11 protein-coding genes and 2 pseudogenes are annotated in these 16,523 nt (G+C 69.8%); 9 read left to right on the plus strand and 4 right to left on the minus strand.

Translation table 11 applies throughout. The features are described from left to right. Positions 1 to 97: 97 nt before the first annotated feature. The 5 genes from OG878_RS05315 (at position 98) to OG878_RS05335 (ending at position 6,295) form a co-directional block, all read left to right on the plus strand. The gene (locus OG878_RS05315; RefSeq protein WP_328885677.1) at positions 98 to 1,405 is read left to right on the plus strand and encodes an ABC transporter substrate-binding protein; all 1,308 of its coding nucleotides are present in this window, start codon (positions 98 to 100) and stop codon (positions 1,403 to 1,405) included. A gap of 84 nt (positions 1,406 to 1,489) precedes the next feature. After that, positions 1,490 to 2,449: a carbohydrate ABC transporter permease gene (locus tag OG878_RS05320; RefSeq protein ID WP_328885678.1), complete on the plus strand. Its 960-nt coding sequence runs from the start codon at positions 1,490 to 1,492 to the stop codon at positions 2,447 to 2,449. Beyond that, positions 2,446 to 3,381: a carbohydrate ABC transporter permease gene (locus OG878_RS05325; protein WP_328885679.1), complete on the plus strand. Its 936-nt coding sequence runs from the start codon at positions 2,446 to 2,448 to the stop codon at positions 3,379 to 3,381. Before OG878_RS05320 ends, OG878_RS05325 begins: the two co-directional genes overlap by 4 nt. 2 nt (positions 3,382 to 3,383) lie before the next feature. Then, a complete protein-coding gene (locus OG878_RS05330) occupies positions 3,384 to 4,439 on the plus strand; it encodes a hydroxyacid dehydrogenase (protein ID WP_328885680.1) in 1,056 nt (351 codons plus the stop codon). 362 nt (positions 4,440 to 4,801) lie between these two features. After that, positions 4,802 to 6,295, plus strand: a complete 1,494-nt coding sequence (locus OG878_RS05335) for an HAD-IA family hydrolase (RefSeq protein ID WP_328885681.1) — start codon at positions 4,802 to 4,804, stop codon at positions 6,293 to 6,295. A 200-nt stretch (positions 6,296 to 6,495) separates the two neighbouring features. Here OG878_RS05335 and OG878_RS05340 read toward each other — a convergent pair. Then, positions 6,496 to 7,377: pseudogene (locus OG878_RS05340) on the minus strand (polysaccharide lyase family 8 super-sandwich domain-containing protein); the annotation flags it as partial. A 266-nt stretch (positions 7,378 to 7,643) separates the two neighbouring features. Further along, positions 7,644 to 10,118 (minus strand): polysaccharide lyase 8 family protein, encoded by a 2,475-nt coding sequence (locus tag OG878_RS05345; protein WP_328885682.1) that lies wholly within the window; start codon positions 10,116 to 10,118, stop codon positions 7,644 to 7,646. A gap of 353 nt (positions 10,119 to 10,471) precedes the next feature. Here OG878_RS05345 and OG878_RS05350 point away from each other — a divergent pair, with 353 nt between their 5' ends. The 3 genes from OG878_RS05350 (at position 10,472) to OG878_RS05360 (ending at position 13,546) form a co-directional block, all read left to right on the plus strand. After that, entirely contained in the window at positions 10,472 to 11,116 is a 645-nt protein-coding gene (locus OG878_RS05350) for a hypothetical protein (RefSeq protein ID WP_328885683.1), read from the plus strand. Between the two features lie 25 nt (positions 11,117 to 11,141). Next, positions 11,142 to 11,750: a carboxypeptidase regulatory-like domain-containing protein gene (locus tag OG878_RS05355; protein WP_328885684.1), complete on the plus strand. Its 609-nt coding sequence runs from the start codon at positions 11,142 to 11,144 to the stop codon at positions 11,748 to 11,750. 167 nt (positions 11,751 to 11,917) lie between these two features. Beyond that, the gene (locus OG878_RS05360) at positions 11,918 to 13,546 is read left to right on the plus strand and encodes a transposase (RefSeq protein ID WP_328885685.1); all 1,629 of its coding nucleotides are present in this window, start codon (positions 11,918 to 11,920) and stop codon (positions 13,544 to 13,546) included. Positions 13,547 to 13,948: 402 nt separating this feature from the next. Here OG878_RS05360 and OG878_RS05365 read toward each other — a convergent pair whose 3' ends face one another. Next, on the minus strand, positions 13,949 to 15,034 hold the full coding sequence (locus OG878_RS05365; RefSeq protein ID WP_328885686.1) for a helix-turn-helix domain-containing protein: 1,086 nt from the start codon (positions 15,032 to 15,034) through the stop codon (positions 13,949 to 13,951). 99 nt (positions 15,035 to 15,133) lie between these two features. Here OG878_RS05365 and OG878_RS05370 point away from each other — a divergent pair, with 99 nt between their 5' ends. Next, complete coding sequence (locus OG878_RS05370; protein WP_328885687.1) at positions 15,134 to 16,375, plus strand: MFS transporter; 1,242 nt, start codon at positions 15,134 to 15,136, stop codon at positions 16,373 to 16,375. Here OG878_RS05370 and OG878_RS05375 read toward each other — a convergent pair. Continuing rightward, positions 16,338 to 16,445: pseudogene (locus OG878_RS05375) on the minus strand (site-specific integrase); the annotation flags it as partial. The gene OG878_RS05370 and the pseudogene OG878_RS05375 overlap by 38 nt on opposite strands. Positions 16,446 to 16,523: the final 78 nt, after the last annotated feature.

The following is a 16,523-nucleotide window of genomic DNA, read 5'->3' on the forward strand; positions in this document are numbered from 1 at the left end:
ATTGTTGTGTGCGTTCGCTCTTGACTGTGATCGGCATCGCGCAAATGATGTCCCTCGTTCGCCTCTTTCCCGTACGAGGTCCCGTAGGAGCCGTGCAATGCCGCGCACTTCACGTTCGTTCCGTATAGCCGCCGTCGCTTCCGTCGCCGCTCTGGGGCTGCTCGCCACTGCCTGTGGCGGCGACGGCGGCTCGACCGACACCAAGTCGAACGGCAAGCCGGTCACCATCAACTACTGGACCTGGACGCTGGGCGCCAAGGCGACGGCCGACGAGTTCAACCGGACCCACAAGGACATCCAGGTCAAGTTCACCGAGATCCCGAGCTCGACCGAGGGGTACAGCAAGCTGGCCAACGCGGTGAAGGCGGGCAACGCCCCCGACGTCGCCACCATCGAGTACCAGATGGTCCCCGAGTTCGCGAGCCAGGGAAATCTGGTCGACCTCACCGACCTCGCCGGCGACACGGTCAAGGAGAAGTTCCCCGCACCCATCCAGAACCTGGTGACCTTCGGCGGCAAGACCTGGACGGTCCCGTTCGACGCCGCGCCGCAGCTGTACTACTACCGAACGGACCTGTTCAAGAAGTACGGCATCGAAGTCCCCAAGACCTGGGACGAGTTCAGGACCGCTGCCGCGAAGGTCAAGAAGAAGGACAAGAGCGTCCGCCTGGCCTCGATGCCCAAGTCGGACCCGGCACTGCTCGCCGCGCTGTCCTGGCAGGCCGGCGGCAAGTGGTTCTCCACCCAGGGTGACGCCTGGAAGCCCGCCGTCAACGACGCCGGCTCCAAGAAGGTCGCCGGCTACTGGGACGGCCTGATCAAGGACGACCTGGTGCAGACCTTCACCGGCTGGAGCCCGGAGGAGACCAAGGCCCGGGTCGAGGGCAAGACGCTCAGCTTCCTCGGCGCCTCCTGGTCCGCAGGTGGCATGAAGACCTCGCTGCCCGACCTCGCGGGCAAGTGGGCCGCCGCGCCCATGCCGAACTGGGGCACCGCCGCCATCGGCAACTACGGTGGCACTTCCTACGGCGTACTCAAGGGCAGCAAGCACACCGAGGCCGCTGCCGAGTTCATCAAGTGGGTCACCACCAACGGCGACGCCGTCAAGGCCCGCCTCGGCGACAAGAAGTCCCCCAGCAGCGCACTGCCGGCCAACCCGGAGATGCGTCAGGTCGCGGCCTCCCAGTTCGACACCGCGTACTTCAACGACCAGGACATCTACAAGCTCGCCTCCGAGCAGGTCGACACGATCGTGCCCGGATGGACCTGGGGTCCGAACCAGATGGACGTCTACACGGCGGTGCAGGACGCATCGGCCAAGGGCGGCTTCGCCGCCGGCGTCGAGGCCGGCCAGCAGAAGGCCGAGTCCGGCATCAAGGACCGCGGGCTCAAGCTCGCCGAGTGACCCGTCGGGGTCCGGCTGCGCCCGACCGCGGCCGGACCCCGACGCCCCTCCTCCCCGCAGCGTCCATCCGCCAAGGAGCCCACCGTGGCAGCACCACTCGCCAAGGCCGTGCGCCCATCACGAGCCGGCACCCCCCGCGCGAGCGCGTCCCGGCTGAAGCGCCATCAGCGCGGTGCCGCGGCCCTGTTCATCATTCCGTTCTTCGTGCTGTTCGCCGCCGTGATGGCGGCCCCGATCATCTATGCCGTGTGGATGAGCCTGTTCCAGGAACGCGCCTCCTCCGGGCTCGGATTCGGCGGCACCGAGCGGGCGTTCGCCGGCCTCGCCAACTTCACCAACGCCCTGTCCGACCAGGGCTTCCGCCAGTCCTTCCTGCACATCGCGGTCTACTGCGCGCTGTACATCCCGGTCATGATCGGCGCCGCGCTCGGACTGGCCCTGCTGGTCGACTCCGCGGTCGCCAGGGCCAGGAAGTTCTTCCAGCTGGCGCTCTTCCTGCCGCACGCCGTGCCGGGTCTGATCGCCTCGATCCTGTGGATCTACCTCTATACGCCCGGTCTCAGCCCGGTGCTCGACTGGATCGGTGCCCTCGGCGGTTCATGGAGCTTCTTCAGCGACGACCATGTGCTCTCCTCCATGGTGAACCTCACCGCGTGGCAGTGGATCGGCTACAACATGGTGATCTTCTACGCGGCGCTGCAGGCCGTACCGCGTGAACTCATCGAGGCCGCCGTCGTCGACGGCGCCGGAGCCGTGCGAACCGCCCTGCAGATCAAGGTGCCGATGATCGCTTCCGCGGTCGTCATGACCGTGCTGTTCACCTGCGTCGGCGCGATCCAGCTCTTCACCGAGCCCAAGCTCTTCAACCAGCGGGGCACCTCCTCGGTGGACACCGAGTGGTCGCCGACCCTCTTCATCTGGAAGGCCGGCTTCGTCCAGCACGACTACGGACTCGCCGCCGCCGCATCCCTCATGCTCGCCGCACTCGGCGTGCTGCTCTCGTACGTCGTCACCAAGCTCGGAAACCGGTGGAAGTCCGCATGAGCACTCACACGGTCACCAAGGAATCCGTCCCCGCCCGGGCGCCGGCCGCTCCGTCGGCGAACAGGCCAGCCGCCACCGGCCGGCGGCGCGGTCCGGGGCATGGGCTGCTCTCCAAGGGCGTCGTCAACGGAGTACTGCTCGTCGCCGCGTTCTACATGCTGATGCCGGTCAGCTGGCTGCTCTTCGCGGCCACCAAGAACCACCGTGATCTGTTCGCCACCGGTGGCTTCTCCTTCGGGGACTTCAACCTCTTCGCGAACATCCATGACGTCCTCACCTTCAACGACGGCATCTACCTTCGCTGGTTCGGCAACAGCCTGCTGTACTCGGTGGTCGGCTCGGCCGCCTCCGCGCTGCTGTGCACCGCCACCGGCTACGCCTTCGACAAGTACGACTTCCGGGGCAAGGGGAAGCTGTTCGGGCTGTTGCTCGGCGGCGTCCTGGTGCCCGCCACGGTGATCCAGCTGCCGATGTACCTGCTGGCCTCCAAGGTCGGCGTCGTCAACACCTACTGGGCGATCCTGCTGCCCGCCCTGGTCAACCCGTTCGGCGTGTATCTCGCCCGGGTCTTCTCCGAGGGGTATGTCCCCAACGAGGTCCTCGAGGCGGCGCGGGTCGACGGTGCCGGCGAGCTCCGCACGTTCAGCCGGATCTCGCTGCCCATGCTCGCCCCCGGCTTCATGACGATCTTCCTGTTCTCCTTCACCGGGAGCTGGAACAACTTCTTCGGTGCGCTGGTCATGCTCAACGACGACTCCCTCTACCCGGTCAACCTCGGCCTGTTCATGTGGAACACCAACACGGCCCAGCAGCCCGAGTTCTACTCCCTGGTCATCACGGGCTCACTCATCGCCGTCATCCCGCTGATCATCGCGTTCATCTGCCTGCAGCGCTTCTGGCGCTCCGGTCTGACCGCGGGCGCGGTGAAGTGACCATGCTCGTACCGGAAGGCACCGTCCTGAACGGCTCGCACCGCACCCCGGCCGGCCGGCGCCCGGTCACCCTGCTCTCCATGGGCGGCGACATCCACCGCACCCTGCTCGCCGACGGCACCCTCGACCGGCTCGGGCACATCGCGGACGTGGACACGTCGCTCCTGGTCACCGACTACGCCGCCGCCGATCCGGCCGTGCTCGCCTGCACCGAGGTCCTCTTCACCCACTGGGGCTCCCCGCAGCTCACCGGCGAGGCACTGCGGCTCATGCCGCGGCTGCGGGCGGTCGTCCATGCGGCGGGCTCCGTCAAGCACCACGTCACCGAGGCGGTGTGGGAGCGGAACATCGCCGTCTCGTCCGCGGCCGCCGCCAACGCGCTGCCCGTCGCCGAATTCACCCTGGCCTCCATTCTGTTCGCCAACAAGCGGGTCCTCGGCGCCGCGCGACGCTATCGCGAGGCACGGGGCGCCTTCGACCTCCTCCCGCACTTCGCCGGGCAGGGCAACTATCTGCGCACCATCGGCATCGTGGGCGCCTCACGGATCGGCCGCCGGGTGATCGAACTGCTGCGGCCGTTCGACCTGGAGGTCCTCCTGCACGATCCGTATGTGGACAAGGAGGACGCGGCCGCTCTCGGTGTGGAGTGCGTCGGGCTCGACGAGCTCGTACGGCGCAGCCACGTGGTCTCCATCCACGCGCCCCAACTCCCGGAGACCCGGCACATGTTCGACGCCCGGCTGCTCGCCCTGATGGCGGACGGGGCCACGCTCATCAACACCGCGCGCGGTTCGCTCGTCGACACCCGGGCCCTCACCGCGGAGCTCGTGTCGGGCCGGATCCACGGCGTCATCGATGTGACGGACCCGGACCACCTGCCCTCCGACTCCCCTCTCTACGACCTGCCCAACGTGCTGCTGACCCCGCACATCGCCGGCTCCCTCGGCAATGAACTCGGCCGCATGGCGCACTGGGCGATCGATGAAGTGGAGCGGTATGCGCAGGGTGCGCCCTTCGCGTACGGAGTCGGCCCCGACGAGCTGAACCGCTCGGCCTGAGGAGCATCCCGCATGACGAACATCCCCGCACCGGACACCGCCTACGTCGAGGACCGTTCGCCGGGCAGCGGTCGGCTCGATCCCCGGGCGGTGCCCCGCGGGCCGCGCCGTGCTGCGCTTCGAGGGCGTCGACTCCTGCTCCGCCGTGTGGCTCGACGGCGAACGGCTGGGTGACGGCGAAGGCAGGTGCGCCCCGCCGATTTCGATGCCCCACAGGCGCTGCACATCGTTCTTCGCAGCAACTGAACGCCGGGGGCGACCTGCCGTCAGCGGCGGCCGACCGACTGCAGCACCCCGTCGGCAAGAGGCCCGGCCGCATCCTGGACGGGCCACTGCCGACCGAACCTGGGAAGGACCCTCTTATGCCTGGTGATGCCCACCGCGTCCTCGTCGTCGGCATCGACGGCGTACGGCTCGACACCCTGCGCCGGCTGCCGACGCCGCATCTGGACGCCCTCGCACGGCAGGGCTTCCTCGCACCGGTCGAGGTCGACGACGGCACACCGACGATGTCGGGACCGTGCTGGGCCACTATCGTGACCGGTGTCACCGTCGCCAAACACGGCGTGTGGAGCAACGACTTCACCGGCCACCGCCTGTCCGTCTTCCCGGACTTCGCGACCCGGCTCGCGGAAGGGGACGGACGGCGCACCTTCGTCGCGGCAGGCTGGGAGCCCCTGATGCTCGCCCGCGGCGGGGGCCCGCTCTTCCAGGCCCCGGCGAGGACCGCGTACGTCTCGCCCGTCGCGGACACCCCCGAGGGCTGGGACGCGTGCGACGAGCAGATCACCGAGGAGGCCGTACGGGTCCTGGCCGGCGACGACCCGCAGGCCTCGTTCGTCTATCTCGGCGCACCCGACGAGACGGCGCACTTCCTGGGCTGCGGCAGCGAGTACGAGCGTGCCGTCCTGGCGGCGGACGAGCGGCTCGGACGGCTGCTCGACGCGGTGCGGTCCCGGCCCTCGTTCATGAGCGAGGAGTGGACGTATCTCGTCGTCACCGACCACGGCCATGCGGACGCGGGCGGGCACGGCGGCCGCACCGAGGAGGAGCGCACCGCCTGGCTCATCGCCGCGGGCCCCGGCATCACGGCAGGGGCTGCGCCCCGCGCCGTCCGCCATGTCGATGTCACCGCCCAGGTGTTCGCCTCGCTCGGCCGGCATGCGGACCGGCACTGGACGCTGGACGGCCGGCCCTTCGCCGCCGCCCCGCACGCCGTCCTGCTCGACATGGACGGCACGCTCGTCGACACCGAGACGCTGTGGCTGCGTACCGCGCGGGAGACCGCCGCGGGGCTCGGCCACGAGCTGGTCGATGGCGACCTGCCCTTCGTCCTGGGCCGCGCCGTCACCGACACGGCCGCCCATCTCCAGCAGGTCTCCGGCACCCGCCGCAGCGTGCGGTCCGTGGCCGGGGAACTCGACGCAGCCTTCCTGACCGCCGTGGAGGCCGAAACCACCGCGCTGCCCGGCGCGTCGGAATTCCTCGATCTGCTCGGGGACATGGGCATCCCCGTTGCGCTGGTCTCCGCGTCCCCGCGCCCCGTGGTGGACGCGGTGCTCAAGGTCCTCGGCGCGGACCGGTTCCGTACGACGGTCGCCGAAGGCGAGACGCCTCGTACCAAGCCCGCCTCCGATCCCTATCTCGCGGCGGCGCGGACGCTCGGCGTCGACCCTGCCGCATGCCTCGCGGTGGAGGACAGCCCGGCGGGTGTCGCGTCGGCCGAGGCCGCGGGGTGCAGGGTGCTCGCGGTGCCCTCCTTCGCGGAGATTCCACCCGCGCCGCGAAGGACGGTTCTGCGCAATCTGAGGGCGGTGGAGCCACAGACCGTGTGGACCGCGGGACTTCAGGCCTGACAGCCGCCCACTGCGGACGGCGTGGCGCGTGTCGGGTGCACCACGCCGTCCCCTGCTGCGACGGCCACGAGAGGCGAAAGCCCCTGCGGCCGCCGCGAGCAGGCATGACGGCACGGCTCAGCCTCCGGCAGCCATGGTGACTTCGCCATTGCTGAGGCCGTAGCGCGCGTTCGCTGTGCAGGGGCGACTCGGCTCACCGGTCAGCCGAGCTTGACGCCGATCTTCTGCGTGGCACCCGTGGTGCCGCTGAGGTCGCCGAAGGTGAGCTGCAGCGAAGCCCCGGTGGTGGCCGCGGTGACCGTGGCCGGCTTGGAGGTCACCGCAGCCACGGCCCTGTTCCAGGTGAGCGTCAGGGACGTCTGCATCCGCATCGGGTCGCTGACGCAGATCACCGCGGTGCCGTCGCTCTTCTCGCTGATCATCACCGCGCAGGGCGCGCTCGCGGTGAGGGTCCCGACGGTGCCGCCGAACCAGAAGTTGACCCCGGTGAAGCCGAGGGACGGGACTCTGATGCCCTGCTGGTCGTCGGTGTTGGCGAGGATCTGGAGCCAGCCCGTGTCGGCCGCTCTGGCGGACGTCTGGGCCGCCGTCGCGCCCGGCAGGAGTGTGTAGGCGTACGAGGCGTTGACCGGGTTCGTGCCGTGGTCGACCCACAGGGTCAGGTACTTGCGGTTCAGGGTGGTGGTGGAACTGCCCTTGTTGATGGTGCTCCACTTGCCGTCGCGGGCCTCGCGCAGCGCCTTGACGGTCGCGCCGCCCGGGAAGACATAGCCGCCGTGGCCCCCGATGTGTGCCCAGGTGGCCCCGGTGAGGGTCTCCGACCACGGGTAGGTCAGTGGCTTGGTGGTGCCGTCGACGGTGAAGGACGTACTGCCGGTGGGACCGAGATTGCGGTTTTCGACGGTGGACTCCACGGCCGTGCCGTCGCTGCACTTGATGCCCGCGCCCAGACAGACGATCGCGTCGTCGAGACAGAACCACGCCTTCTTCGCCAGCAGCGTGCTCTGCAGTCCCTTCAGGTACTGCCCGATGGCCGCCCGCTGTCCGTCGGTGGCGCCGCCCACCCAGTTGACGTCCGGAAGGAGGGGCTCAGGGGGCGACCTCGCGTAGTCGATCTCCGAGTTCGCGGGGCCGGCACGGTCGCGGGCGCCACTCCGCCGGTGGCCGGCGGGGTGGGGCCGGTTCGAGCGAGAGCGCGAGGGGCAGGACGTTCGCCGGGTGGGTGCCAAGGCGTTTGAGCGTGGGGGGAGTTGTTTCTGCCGCGACCTGTTCAGTCGGGTGGGGGCCGGGCCGGGCTCCTGCCCGCGGAGGTGGGCGGGAACCCGGCCCGCCGGGGTGGTGCCGTGCGTCAGGCCGTCCGGACCTTGACCTGGTGGGTCGTGCCGAAGCTGCCGCTGAGGTCGCCGAACGTGAGGGTGAGGGAGGAGCCCGTCCGCACGTCGGTGACCGAAGTCGCCTTGGAGAGCACCGACGTGACCGGTCGCTTCCAGGTGAGAGTCAGGCCCGTCACGGTGCGGGACGGGTCGGCGACCGAGATCGTCGCCGTGCCGTCCCGCTTCTCACGGATCTGCACGCTCACCGGTGCGCTCGCCGTGACCTTGCCGACCGTGCCCGCCTCCCAGAAGTTGATCCCGGTGAAGCCGAGGGAGGGGACGCGGATGCCGTGCTGCCGCGCCGTGTGGGCGAGGATCTGCAGCCAGAGCGGGTCGATGGCGCGGGCGGCGGTGCGGAGCTCGCTCGCACCGGGCATGAGGATGTAGGCGTACGAGGCGTCCAGCGGGTCGGTGCCGTGATCCTGCCACAGCGTCAGATAGCGCCCGGTGAACGGGGTGGGAGAGCTTCCGGTGTTGATGTCCTTCCAGGCGCCTGTGCGCTCCCCGCGCAACACACCGACCCGGCTGCCGCCCGCCTCGGGGAAGACGTAGCCCGCGTGCCCCGCGATGTGCGCCCACTTGGTGTGTGCCCTGGTGGTCTGCCATCCCTGGGTACCGGGCTGCGGGATTCCGTCGAGGCTGAGCCGGGCGGTGCCCGACGCACCGAGGTTGCGGTTGTCGATCACCGTCTCGACCGCGGTGCCGTCGGCCGAGGTGATGCCCGCGCCGAGGCAGACGATCGAGTCGTCGAGCCAGAACCAGGACTTCTTGGCGGTCATCGTGCTGTCGATGCCCCGCAGATGCTGCCCGGTGGTGCCGAACTCGCCGTCGGTGGTTCCGCCGACCCAGGCCGTGTCGGGTTTCGGGTTGCCCCAGTTGCCGCCGAAGCCGTCCGGCAGCAGCTTCTTCGACACGGTGATGCCGGGCAGCCGGTACGGGTCGACGGTCGGCCAGAAGGTGTCCGAGTACTGCTCCAGACCGTGGTCGTCGCCCCACCAGGACAGCCAGCCCGAGCCGGTGTGATAGCCGCGGGCGTGCTCGCCGTTGCCGAACTCGTAGTGCGCGATGCGCCGGGAGGCCATGCTGACCGAGGCGCACCAGGCGCGCCGGCGGTGGGTGGCGCGGTCCATGTTGGAGAAGACCCGGTGTTCGCTCGGTTCGGGCGACGCCTTGACCGTGTCGTCGTCGAACAGCGTCTGCAGCCGGGCCGTGTTGACCAGGCTCAGCTTCGGGTTCTTCAGGGCGGGAGCGTAGTAGTCGCGCTGCAGCCAGCCTTTGACCATGGACTTCCAGCGTGCCTGCTCCTCGGGGCTCGCGCCCTGGCCGACCAGAAGGACGGAGGCCATCACGCTGTGTGCGCGGGTGTGGTCGTCCTGGGGGAGCTGGAAGGGGTCGGACACCGTCAGGCCGCGGCTGATGCCGCGGCTGGAGACGTTGTCCATCATCAGGCCGTTGTGGATGAAGGGGGCGATGGCCTTCTCGACGGTGTCGAGGAAGAGTTGGCTGCCCGGGTCGTTCACCTGCCACGTCGAGTCCCGCAGCAGCGCGAACAGCCGGCCGAGACCGTCGTGGAGCACCGCGCCGTAGCCGCCGATGTAGGGCACGTCGGTGTGCTGGATGAACGAGCCGTCGGCGTAGAACCCGTCGCCTGTGGTCACGTACGGGAAGACGGGGGACAACGCGTCACGGCCGAGCTGGATCTTCGCCGCACTGCCGCCGACGACGCCGCGCAGGATGATCCCGCGGCACAGGTCGACACGGTTGGCGCCGGTGCTGGTGCCGGTGTACCGCGCCACGGCCGAGTCCGGCAGGAACGTGTCCACGGCCCGGCAGTAGGCGGCTATCTGCTCGGCCGACAGGTGGTCGTAGAGCAGCACGGCGGTGTCCATCAGGGCCTGCGGCGAGCCGATCTGGAAGTTCCACCAGTTGCCGAACCTGGCCTTGTTCTCGTTGTAGACGTCCGAGTAGAGGTGGTCCAGGCCTGCGATCACGGCATCCCTGAGGGCGGCGTCTCCGGTGAGCCCCGTTCCGGGCTGGGCATACGCCTGGGCCATGGTGCTCAGCCTCGTGAAGCTGTCGTTCATCCTGGCCGAGTAGCCGTACGACTCCTGGTCGGTGTCCGGCGACGGGTCGGCGTAGCTGATGCCGGGCCACAGTGAGCCGGCCGTCGGCGCCATGGTGGCCCGGAAGTCTGCTGCCTGGGTGCCGAGCGTGGCGAGTTTGGACTTGAAGGGCTCCGCGGTCGGGCTGAAGCCCTCGCCGAGTATGAGAGTGCGCCACTTGGCGCGCAGCACCGCGAATTCGTCGTCCGCCTGGGCGGCCGCCGATGCCTGGGTACGGGTGGTGGCCGCGGCGGCGCCGGGCTCGGTGAGGCCGACCGCGAGTGCGGTGCCACCGGTGGCCGCGAGGAAGGTGCGGCGGGACCAAGGAGGCGTGGGAGGAGGCGTCATCAGTGCTCCGGTGGCCGGGAGGTGTGCGGGATACCGCTGTGGAGTAGGCGGTTTCTAGCACGCAATCGCTCAACCGCTCAACAGAAGAAACAGAATTGATCATTTCGATCATTTCGCACGGAGATGTTTGACCCATTACGCCCCGGAATGCCCCCCATCAGCACTGTGCGCGACCATGCGATCACAGGGGCGGAATGGGGTGCGACGCCGGACGGGCGATCGCGTGCAACGCATCTCCTGGATGCCGCACGGAGCCCGTCGCTCCGGAGCCGGGCGGAAATATATGTGTAAGTTACACTGACATGGGAATGTCGGTCGGCCGAGGGCGCCGACGGGACCAGGGAGAGGGCCGGGTGCAAGAAGCGGTGACGGACGCCCAACAGATCAGCGTCGACCAGATCGGGCAGTCACGGAGAGCGACTGCGGCAAGGACCCTGGCCGAGGCCCTGTGGTTTCCGGCGGCCCTCTTCCTGGGCTTTCTGTTCTGCTTCGCCCCGGCGCTCCATGCGCCACAGCCACACCACGCGAAGGTGGTGGTCGCCGGCGTCGACCTGGCGCGCCAGGTCGACGCCGCTCTGCAGCGGCAGCATCCGGGCGGGTTCGACGTCGTCGCCGTGGGGGACGCCCAGGACGCCCGGCGGACGGTGCTGGACCGGGATGCCGTGGCGGGATTCACCGGCGGCCACCGGCCCGTGCTGTATGTGGCGAAGGCCAACGGCATGTCCCTCGAGCAGGCGCTGACCAAGGCCTTCACGTCAGTCACGGCCGAACGCGGACAGCAGCCGGTGGTGCGGGACGTAGCGCCCACCGTCAGCAAGGACCTGATGGGCACGACCCTCGTCTATTTCGGGATCGCCTGGAGCATTCCGGGCTACATCCTGGCGACGACCATGTTGCGTGCGGTGACCTTCGACCGCACGAGGAAACTGCTGACGATCATGGGCGTCGCAGCCCTGTTCAGCATCGTCGGCCACCTCGTCGGCACAGGGCTCGGATAAATACCTCCCCGACAACCCGTGGACCATGGCCATCGCCTTCCTGCTCACCACGGCGGTGGCCACCTTCGCCTCCGGCCTGGCGCCTTTCGCCAAGCAGTTCTTCCCCGCGGTGGGCATGGGCCTGTTCATCGTGCTGAGCATCCCCACCAGTGGAGGCGTGGCGCCCGCCGCGATGCTGCCGACGTTCTTCCAGTACGTGCACGCGGTCATGCCCCTCGCCAACGCCGTGGACGCCCTGCGCGGAGTGCTGTATTTCGACGGCGCAGGAGTGCTCAAGCCCGTCCTCGTGCTGTGTGCGTGGATCGCGGCGGGTGCCGGCCTGCTGGGGCTCGACGCATGGCGGCACCGCCGCACGGCCGCCCGCCGGGATGCGGCGAACGAGCAGGAGGACGTCGGGGAACCGCCGATCGACGACCCTTCTCTGGAGGTGCCCACACCCACCGCCCTCCCCGTCCACGCCCACCACTTCGGCGAGCCGGTTCCCGCTCTGGTCGGTACCGTCAGCGATGCCGAGCAGCGGCCCATCGGTCACGCCATGGTGACCGTCATGGACCCGAGGGGCCGCCGGCTGGTGTCGACAGCGACGAACACGAACGGCGAGTACGCCGTGACCGGGCTTCCCGAGGGGTTGTGAGCTGCTGTCGGTTTGCTGCATTGAAGTGAGTTGTAGCGAGCGGGAGTGAGTCCTGTGGGTGGGTTGGTGGGGGTGGGAACGGGGGTTCTGGGGCCGAATGGGTGACCTTGGCGGTTGTGGTTCGTTGGGCTGGGTGGCAGGGGTGCGGCCTGGGTGGGGGTGATGTGGTGGGTGGTGTGCGGGAGTTGGCCGCGTCCTTCGTGGCGCCCGGGCCGTGCGGGGTCGCGGTCCGGGATCGTCTCAAGCACCTGAGCGCCCGGGACGAGAGGGTGTTGCGTGCGGTCGGTGTGCATCAGGGTGCGCTGGCGTCCGGTGATCTCAAGGCCCGCTGTGCGGATGGTCTGGAGCACGGTGCGCAGACCTGGGCGGCGCGTAAACGGGAGCTGACCGGGGTGTCGTCGTCGCGGATCGCCGGGGCGATCACCAAGGCCACGCATGATCAGTGGGCGTTGGCCCGCCGTTGCCAGGCGGCGTACATCCAGAAGCTGGCGGCCGGTATCAGGACGTTGCGGCACCGGCTGTCCCTCCCGCTCGGGGAACCCGGGACGAAGCGCGCTGCGGGTGGCTACCGCTCGAAGAACGAGTGGTTCCGCAAGTCCCGCCGCCTCGCGGCACTGGAGGCGCAGCACACGGCGGCTTTCGCCGACCGGCAGGCGGGACGGGTGCGGGTGGTACGGGGCGGTAGACGCCTCCTGAACACCCGCCACCATCTCACCCAGGCCGAGCTCACCGAGGAACAGTGGCGGGAGCGGTGGGAGGCGGGGCGCTGGTTCATCGCTGCCGACGGTGAGTCGGGCAAGCGATTCGGGAACGAGACGATCCGTGTCACCCCGGACGGCGAGGTCAGCATCAGGCTGCCTGCCCCGCTCGCGCACCTGGCCAATGCCAAGCATGGCCGGTACGTCCTCGCCTCCACCGCAGCGTTCACGCACCGGGGTGCGGAGTGGGCCGACCGCATCACCGCGAACCGGGCCGTCGCCTACCGCATCCACCTCGATGTGGAGCGCGGACGCTGGTATCTGACCGCCTCCTGGCAGCGCCCGGTCGTGAAGACCATCCCGTTGGAGGCCGCCCGTGCCCGGGGCATGATCGGTGTCGACACCAACGCCGACCACTTCGCCGCCTACCGCCTCGACCGGCACGGCAACCCGGTCGGTGACCCGCACCGCTTCGGCTACGACCTGTCCGGGACCGCCGGCCACCGCGACGCGCAGATCCGCCACGCCCTGACCCGGTTGATCAACTGGGCGGTGCGGGTCGGTGTCGCCGCGATCGGCATCGAAGACCTCGATTTCACGGCTGAGAAGACCCGCGAGAAGCACGGCCGCCGCAAGCGGTTCAGGCAGCTCATCTCCGGCATGCCGACCGGGAGGCTGAAGGCCCGGCTGGTGTCGATGGCCGCCGAACAGGGGCTTGCGGTCGTTGCGGTGGATCCGGCCTACACCAGCCTGTGGGGTGCCCAGCACTGGCAGAAACCACTGACCACCCCACACCGCACCATGTCCCGCCACGATGCCGCCGGTATCGCAATCGGGAGACGCGCCCTCGGACACCCGATCCGGCGTCGGACGGCACCGCCCCCACACGACCGGAGTGATCGTGCGGGGCATCGGACCGCCCAGGCCGTACCAGGCACCCGGGGGCGTGAGGGAACCCGCCCACCCACCACGGACCGACCCCCCGGAGGACCGTCGCCGAGCGGGACGCGAACGCGGGAACCCAGCGCATCCAACACCGTTCGGGATGCGCCCAGTACGCAACAGTGGGTCCAGGACTCACTTATGCGCACTGGCTAGGAACGGTATCTGAGCATCGTCGTCTCGTCCTCGAGCCGGAATCCCGTGATCCACCAGAGGCTTCTGCGGTCCGGCAGCGTCATCCGTGCCGACTTCGCGCTGCACGACCGCCACACGGCGCCCCGGACGTCCGGCGCGTAGCCCCATGCCTTCAGGACCGCCTCGTGGACCCGCCGTCGAGTGAGCGGCGCCTTCGGCCGCGGCGAGCCGGGCCGTCTGCATCCCGACTTCCACAGGAGCACCGGCATGAACCGCACCTGAACCGGACCGACCGTGCCGACAGGCAGGAAGATCTTCCACGGCCGGGCCGGGCTGCTCTGCCGGCGCCACCAGGACGGCGTGGAGGACCGGATCGGCGCGCTCGGCCTGGTCCTCGCCCGCGTTCTGGCAGACCGAAGCCACTCAGCGCAGTACGGCCGCCAGCAGGTCGGCACCCAGCGCCGTCAGATCGGACAGATTGAGGGTGTAGCGAACGTAACGACCGTGCCGCCGGGCCGTGAGCAGGCCCGCGCGGCGCAGGACAGCGAGGTGGCGGGAGACCTCCGGGGGTGAAAGCTCCCAGGCGTGGGCCAGCTCACCGGTGGTGTGCGGGCCGCGGGCCAGGGTGCGCAGCAGCCGCAGCCGTACCGGATGTGCGAGTGCCTCCAGCCGTAGTGTGACCGTTTCCAGCGATACCGGCTCCGATGGACTCGGCCCGGCCACGGGGTACTGCACCACCGGCTGCCACCCGGGCGCGTGGACCACCACCAGGTGCGGACGGCCGAAGACGCTGGGGATGAAGGTGACCCCGGTACCGTGGGCGGCGGTCGCATTGTCCTGAAGCTTGTCCACGATGATGCAGTTGCCGTCCGGTGCCAGGGTGACTGCGCCGGAGACCGATGCGAGTGCCGCCCCGATGCCTTGGCGCTTCAGCAGGTCGTTCTTCAGGCGCAGGTCGGTGGCCAGTTGCACGGCGACGCCCGTCCAGGCGGCGTCGAAGAAGGCCTCGGCGCACTGTTCGAGGGTGTGGCGCACCCGTGCCCGCACCACGGCCGGGTCCGCGAGCAGCCGTTCCGCGAAGGCCTCTTGGAGCGCGCCGCGGGCCTGGGCCAGGTCCAGGGCCCGCTCGCGCGCCGTCGCGTCGGCGAGCGGCGACGGCGCGGCGAAGTGGACCCGGTTGCTGCCGCACGTCGTAATGAGCGCGGCGGTCACATAGGTTTCATCGTCGATCCGGTCCACATCGTCCAACTCCTCGGCAAGGGTCGGCCGGGGACGAGCGGGGACCAGGAAGTCGGCTCGTGAGGAACGCCAGAGGAACTCCGCCTCCCTGAGCCGCTCGGCCAGCTCCGGCCGCAGCCCGGCCCAGACGTCCCCGGCCCAGCCGGCGAGCTGCGGGTGATGGGCAGGTTCGGCCAGCACGTGCAGCATCGCGGTCAGCTCGGCCAGCGGGGAGGCAGCGAACCGCAGTCGCCCGGACGGCAGTCCGCCGATGTCGATCCTCAGCGTCATCCCCTCATCATCGCCGGGCAGACGGCCGACGACCGCGTCGATTGACGGTGCCCGTCAACCGACATGGTCGGCCCGGCGGCCGAACGCACCGTTGACACCATGGCAACCACCACCAGGATCCAGCCGAGCGCCCTCGTCCGTGCCTCCGGAGGCCCCCGCTATGCCGTCGCCCTGGCCGTGGACGCGCTCGGCACCGGCCTGCTGCGGCCCTTTCTGCTGCTCTACGGGGTGACGGTGCTGAGGCTGTCCCCGTCGGCCACCGGCATCGCCATGACGGTCGGCAACGTCGTGGGTCTGGCGTGCATGCCCGCGGTCGGCCGATGGCTTGACCGGGGCGCACGCAGCACGGTCGTGGCAGCGTCGATGCTGGTACGGGTGCTGGGCGTGGCGCTGCTGCTGGCCACCCCGGCGGGGCACGCCTGGCTGTTCGCGACGGCCGCGCTCTTCCTCGGCATCGGCAACCAGGCCTGGCCGGCCGCCCATGCGGCCCTCGTGTCCACGGTCGCCCACGGCCGCGAACGCGACGCCGCCCTCGCGGCAGGCCGCGCCCTGCGCAACGCCGGCCTGGGCGCGGGCGCCCTCCTCGCCACCGCATACCTGACGGGCGGCACCACAGCACTGCAGGTGCTGGCAGCCGTCACCGGGCTCGCCTATCTCGCTGCGGCAGCCTTGGCATGGTCGGTCCACGTGCACACGCATCCGGCCGCTACCCCGGTCAAGGACAGGGCCCATGGGCCCGTCCCCCGGATGCACGCGCTGCTGGCCGCCAACGTGGTCTACGTCTTCTGCCTCAACGTCCCCGAAATCGCGCTCCCCCTGGTCCTGGTGACACAGTTGCACGCATCCCGGGTGTGGCCGGGGGCCATCTTCGTGGCCAACACGGTGCTGGTGGTCACCCTGCAGGTGCCAGTCACCGTCCTGATGTCCCGCTTCTCCCGGCGGTCCGTGCTGGCTCTCGCCGGCGTGGTACTCACCGCGTCCTACCTCGGCTTCCTCGCTGCCACCTCACTGGGACACGGCTGGATTGCCCCGGCCGTCGCCACGGTGTCCGTGGTCTGCACCATCGGCGAGATCATCTATGCCGGCAGCGCCACCGCGCTCGTCACCGCCCTCGCCCCGGCCCATGTCCTGGGACGCTCCCTCGCCCGCTTCCAGCTCTCCACAGGCTTCGGCCTCGCCGTCTCCCCGGCGGTCATCACCACTCTCGCCTCCCACGGCCCGGCCGCCCTCTGGGGCAGCCTCTCCGCCGCGACGCTCCTCTCCGCCACCGCCGTTGCCACCGAGAAGGCTCAAAGAACGCAGCTCAGCGATTGTTGCCGCCGGGCGCGAGCAGGCTCCTGAACTCGGCGATCGCCTCGGGGGACGGCTTGAAACAGCGGCGGACGTTCTCCGGCTTCTTGTGGCGGAACTTTCCCCGCTGTCATGGGGTCTTCAGAACCGCCGGTGGACGGCAACTGCCGTCACTGGCCAGGTGCATCAAGGATCCGGG

This window comes from Streptomyces sp. NBC_00316 (genome assembly GCF_036158715.1).
Taxonomy (GTDB): Bacteria; Actinomycetota; Actinomycetes; order Streptomycetales; family Streptomycetaceae; genus Streptomyces.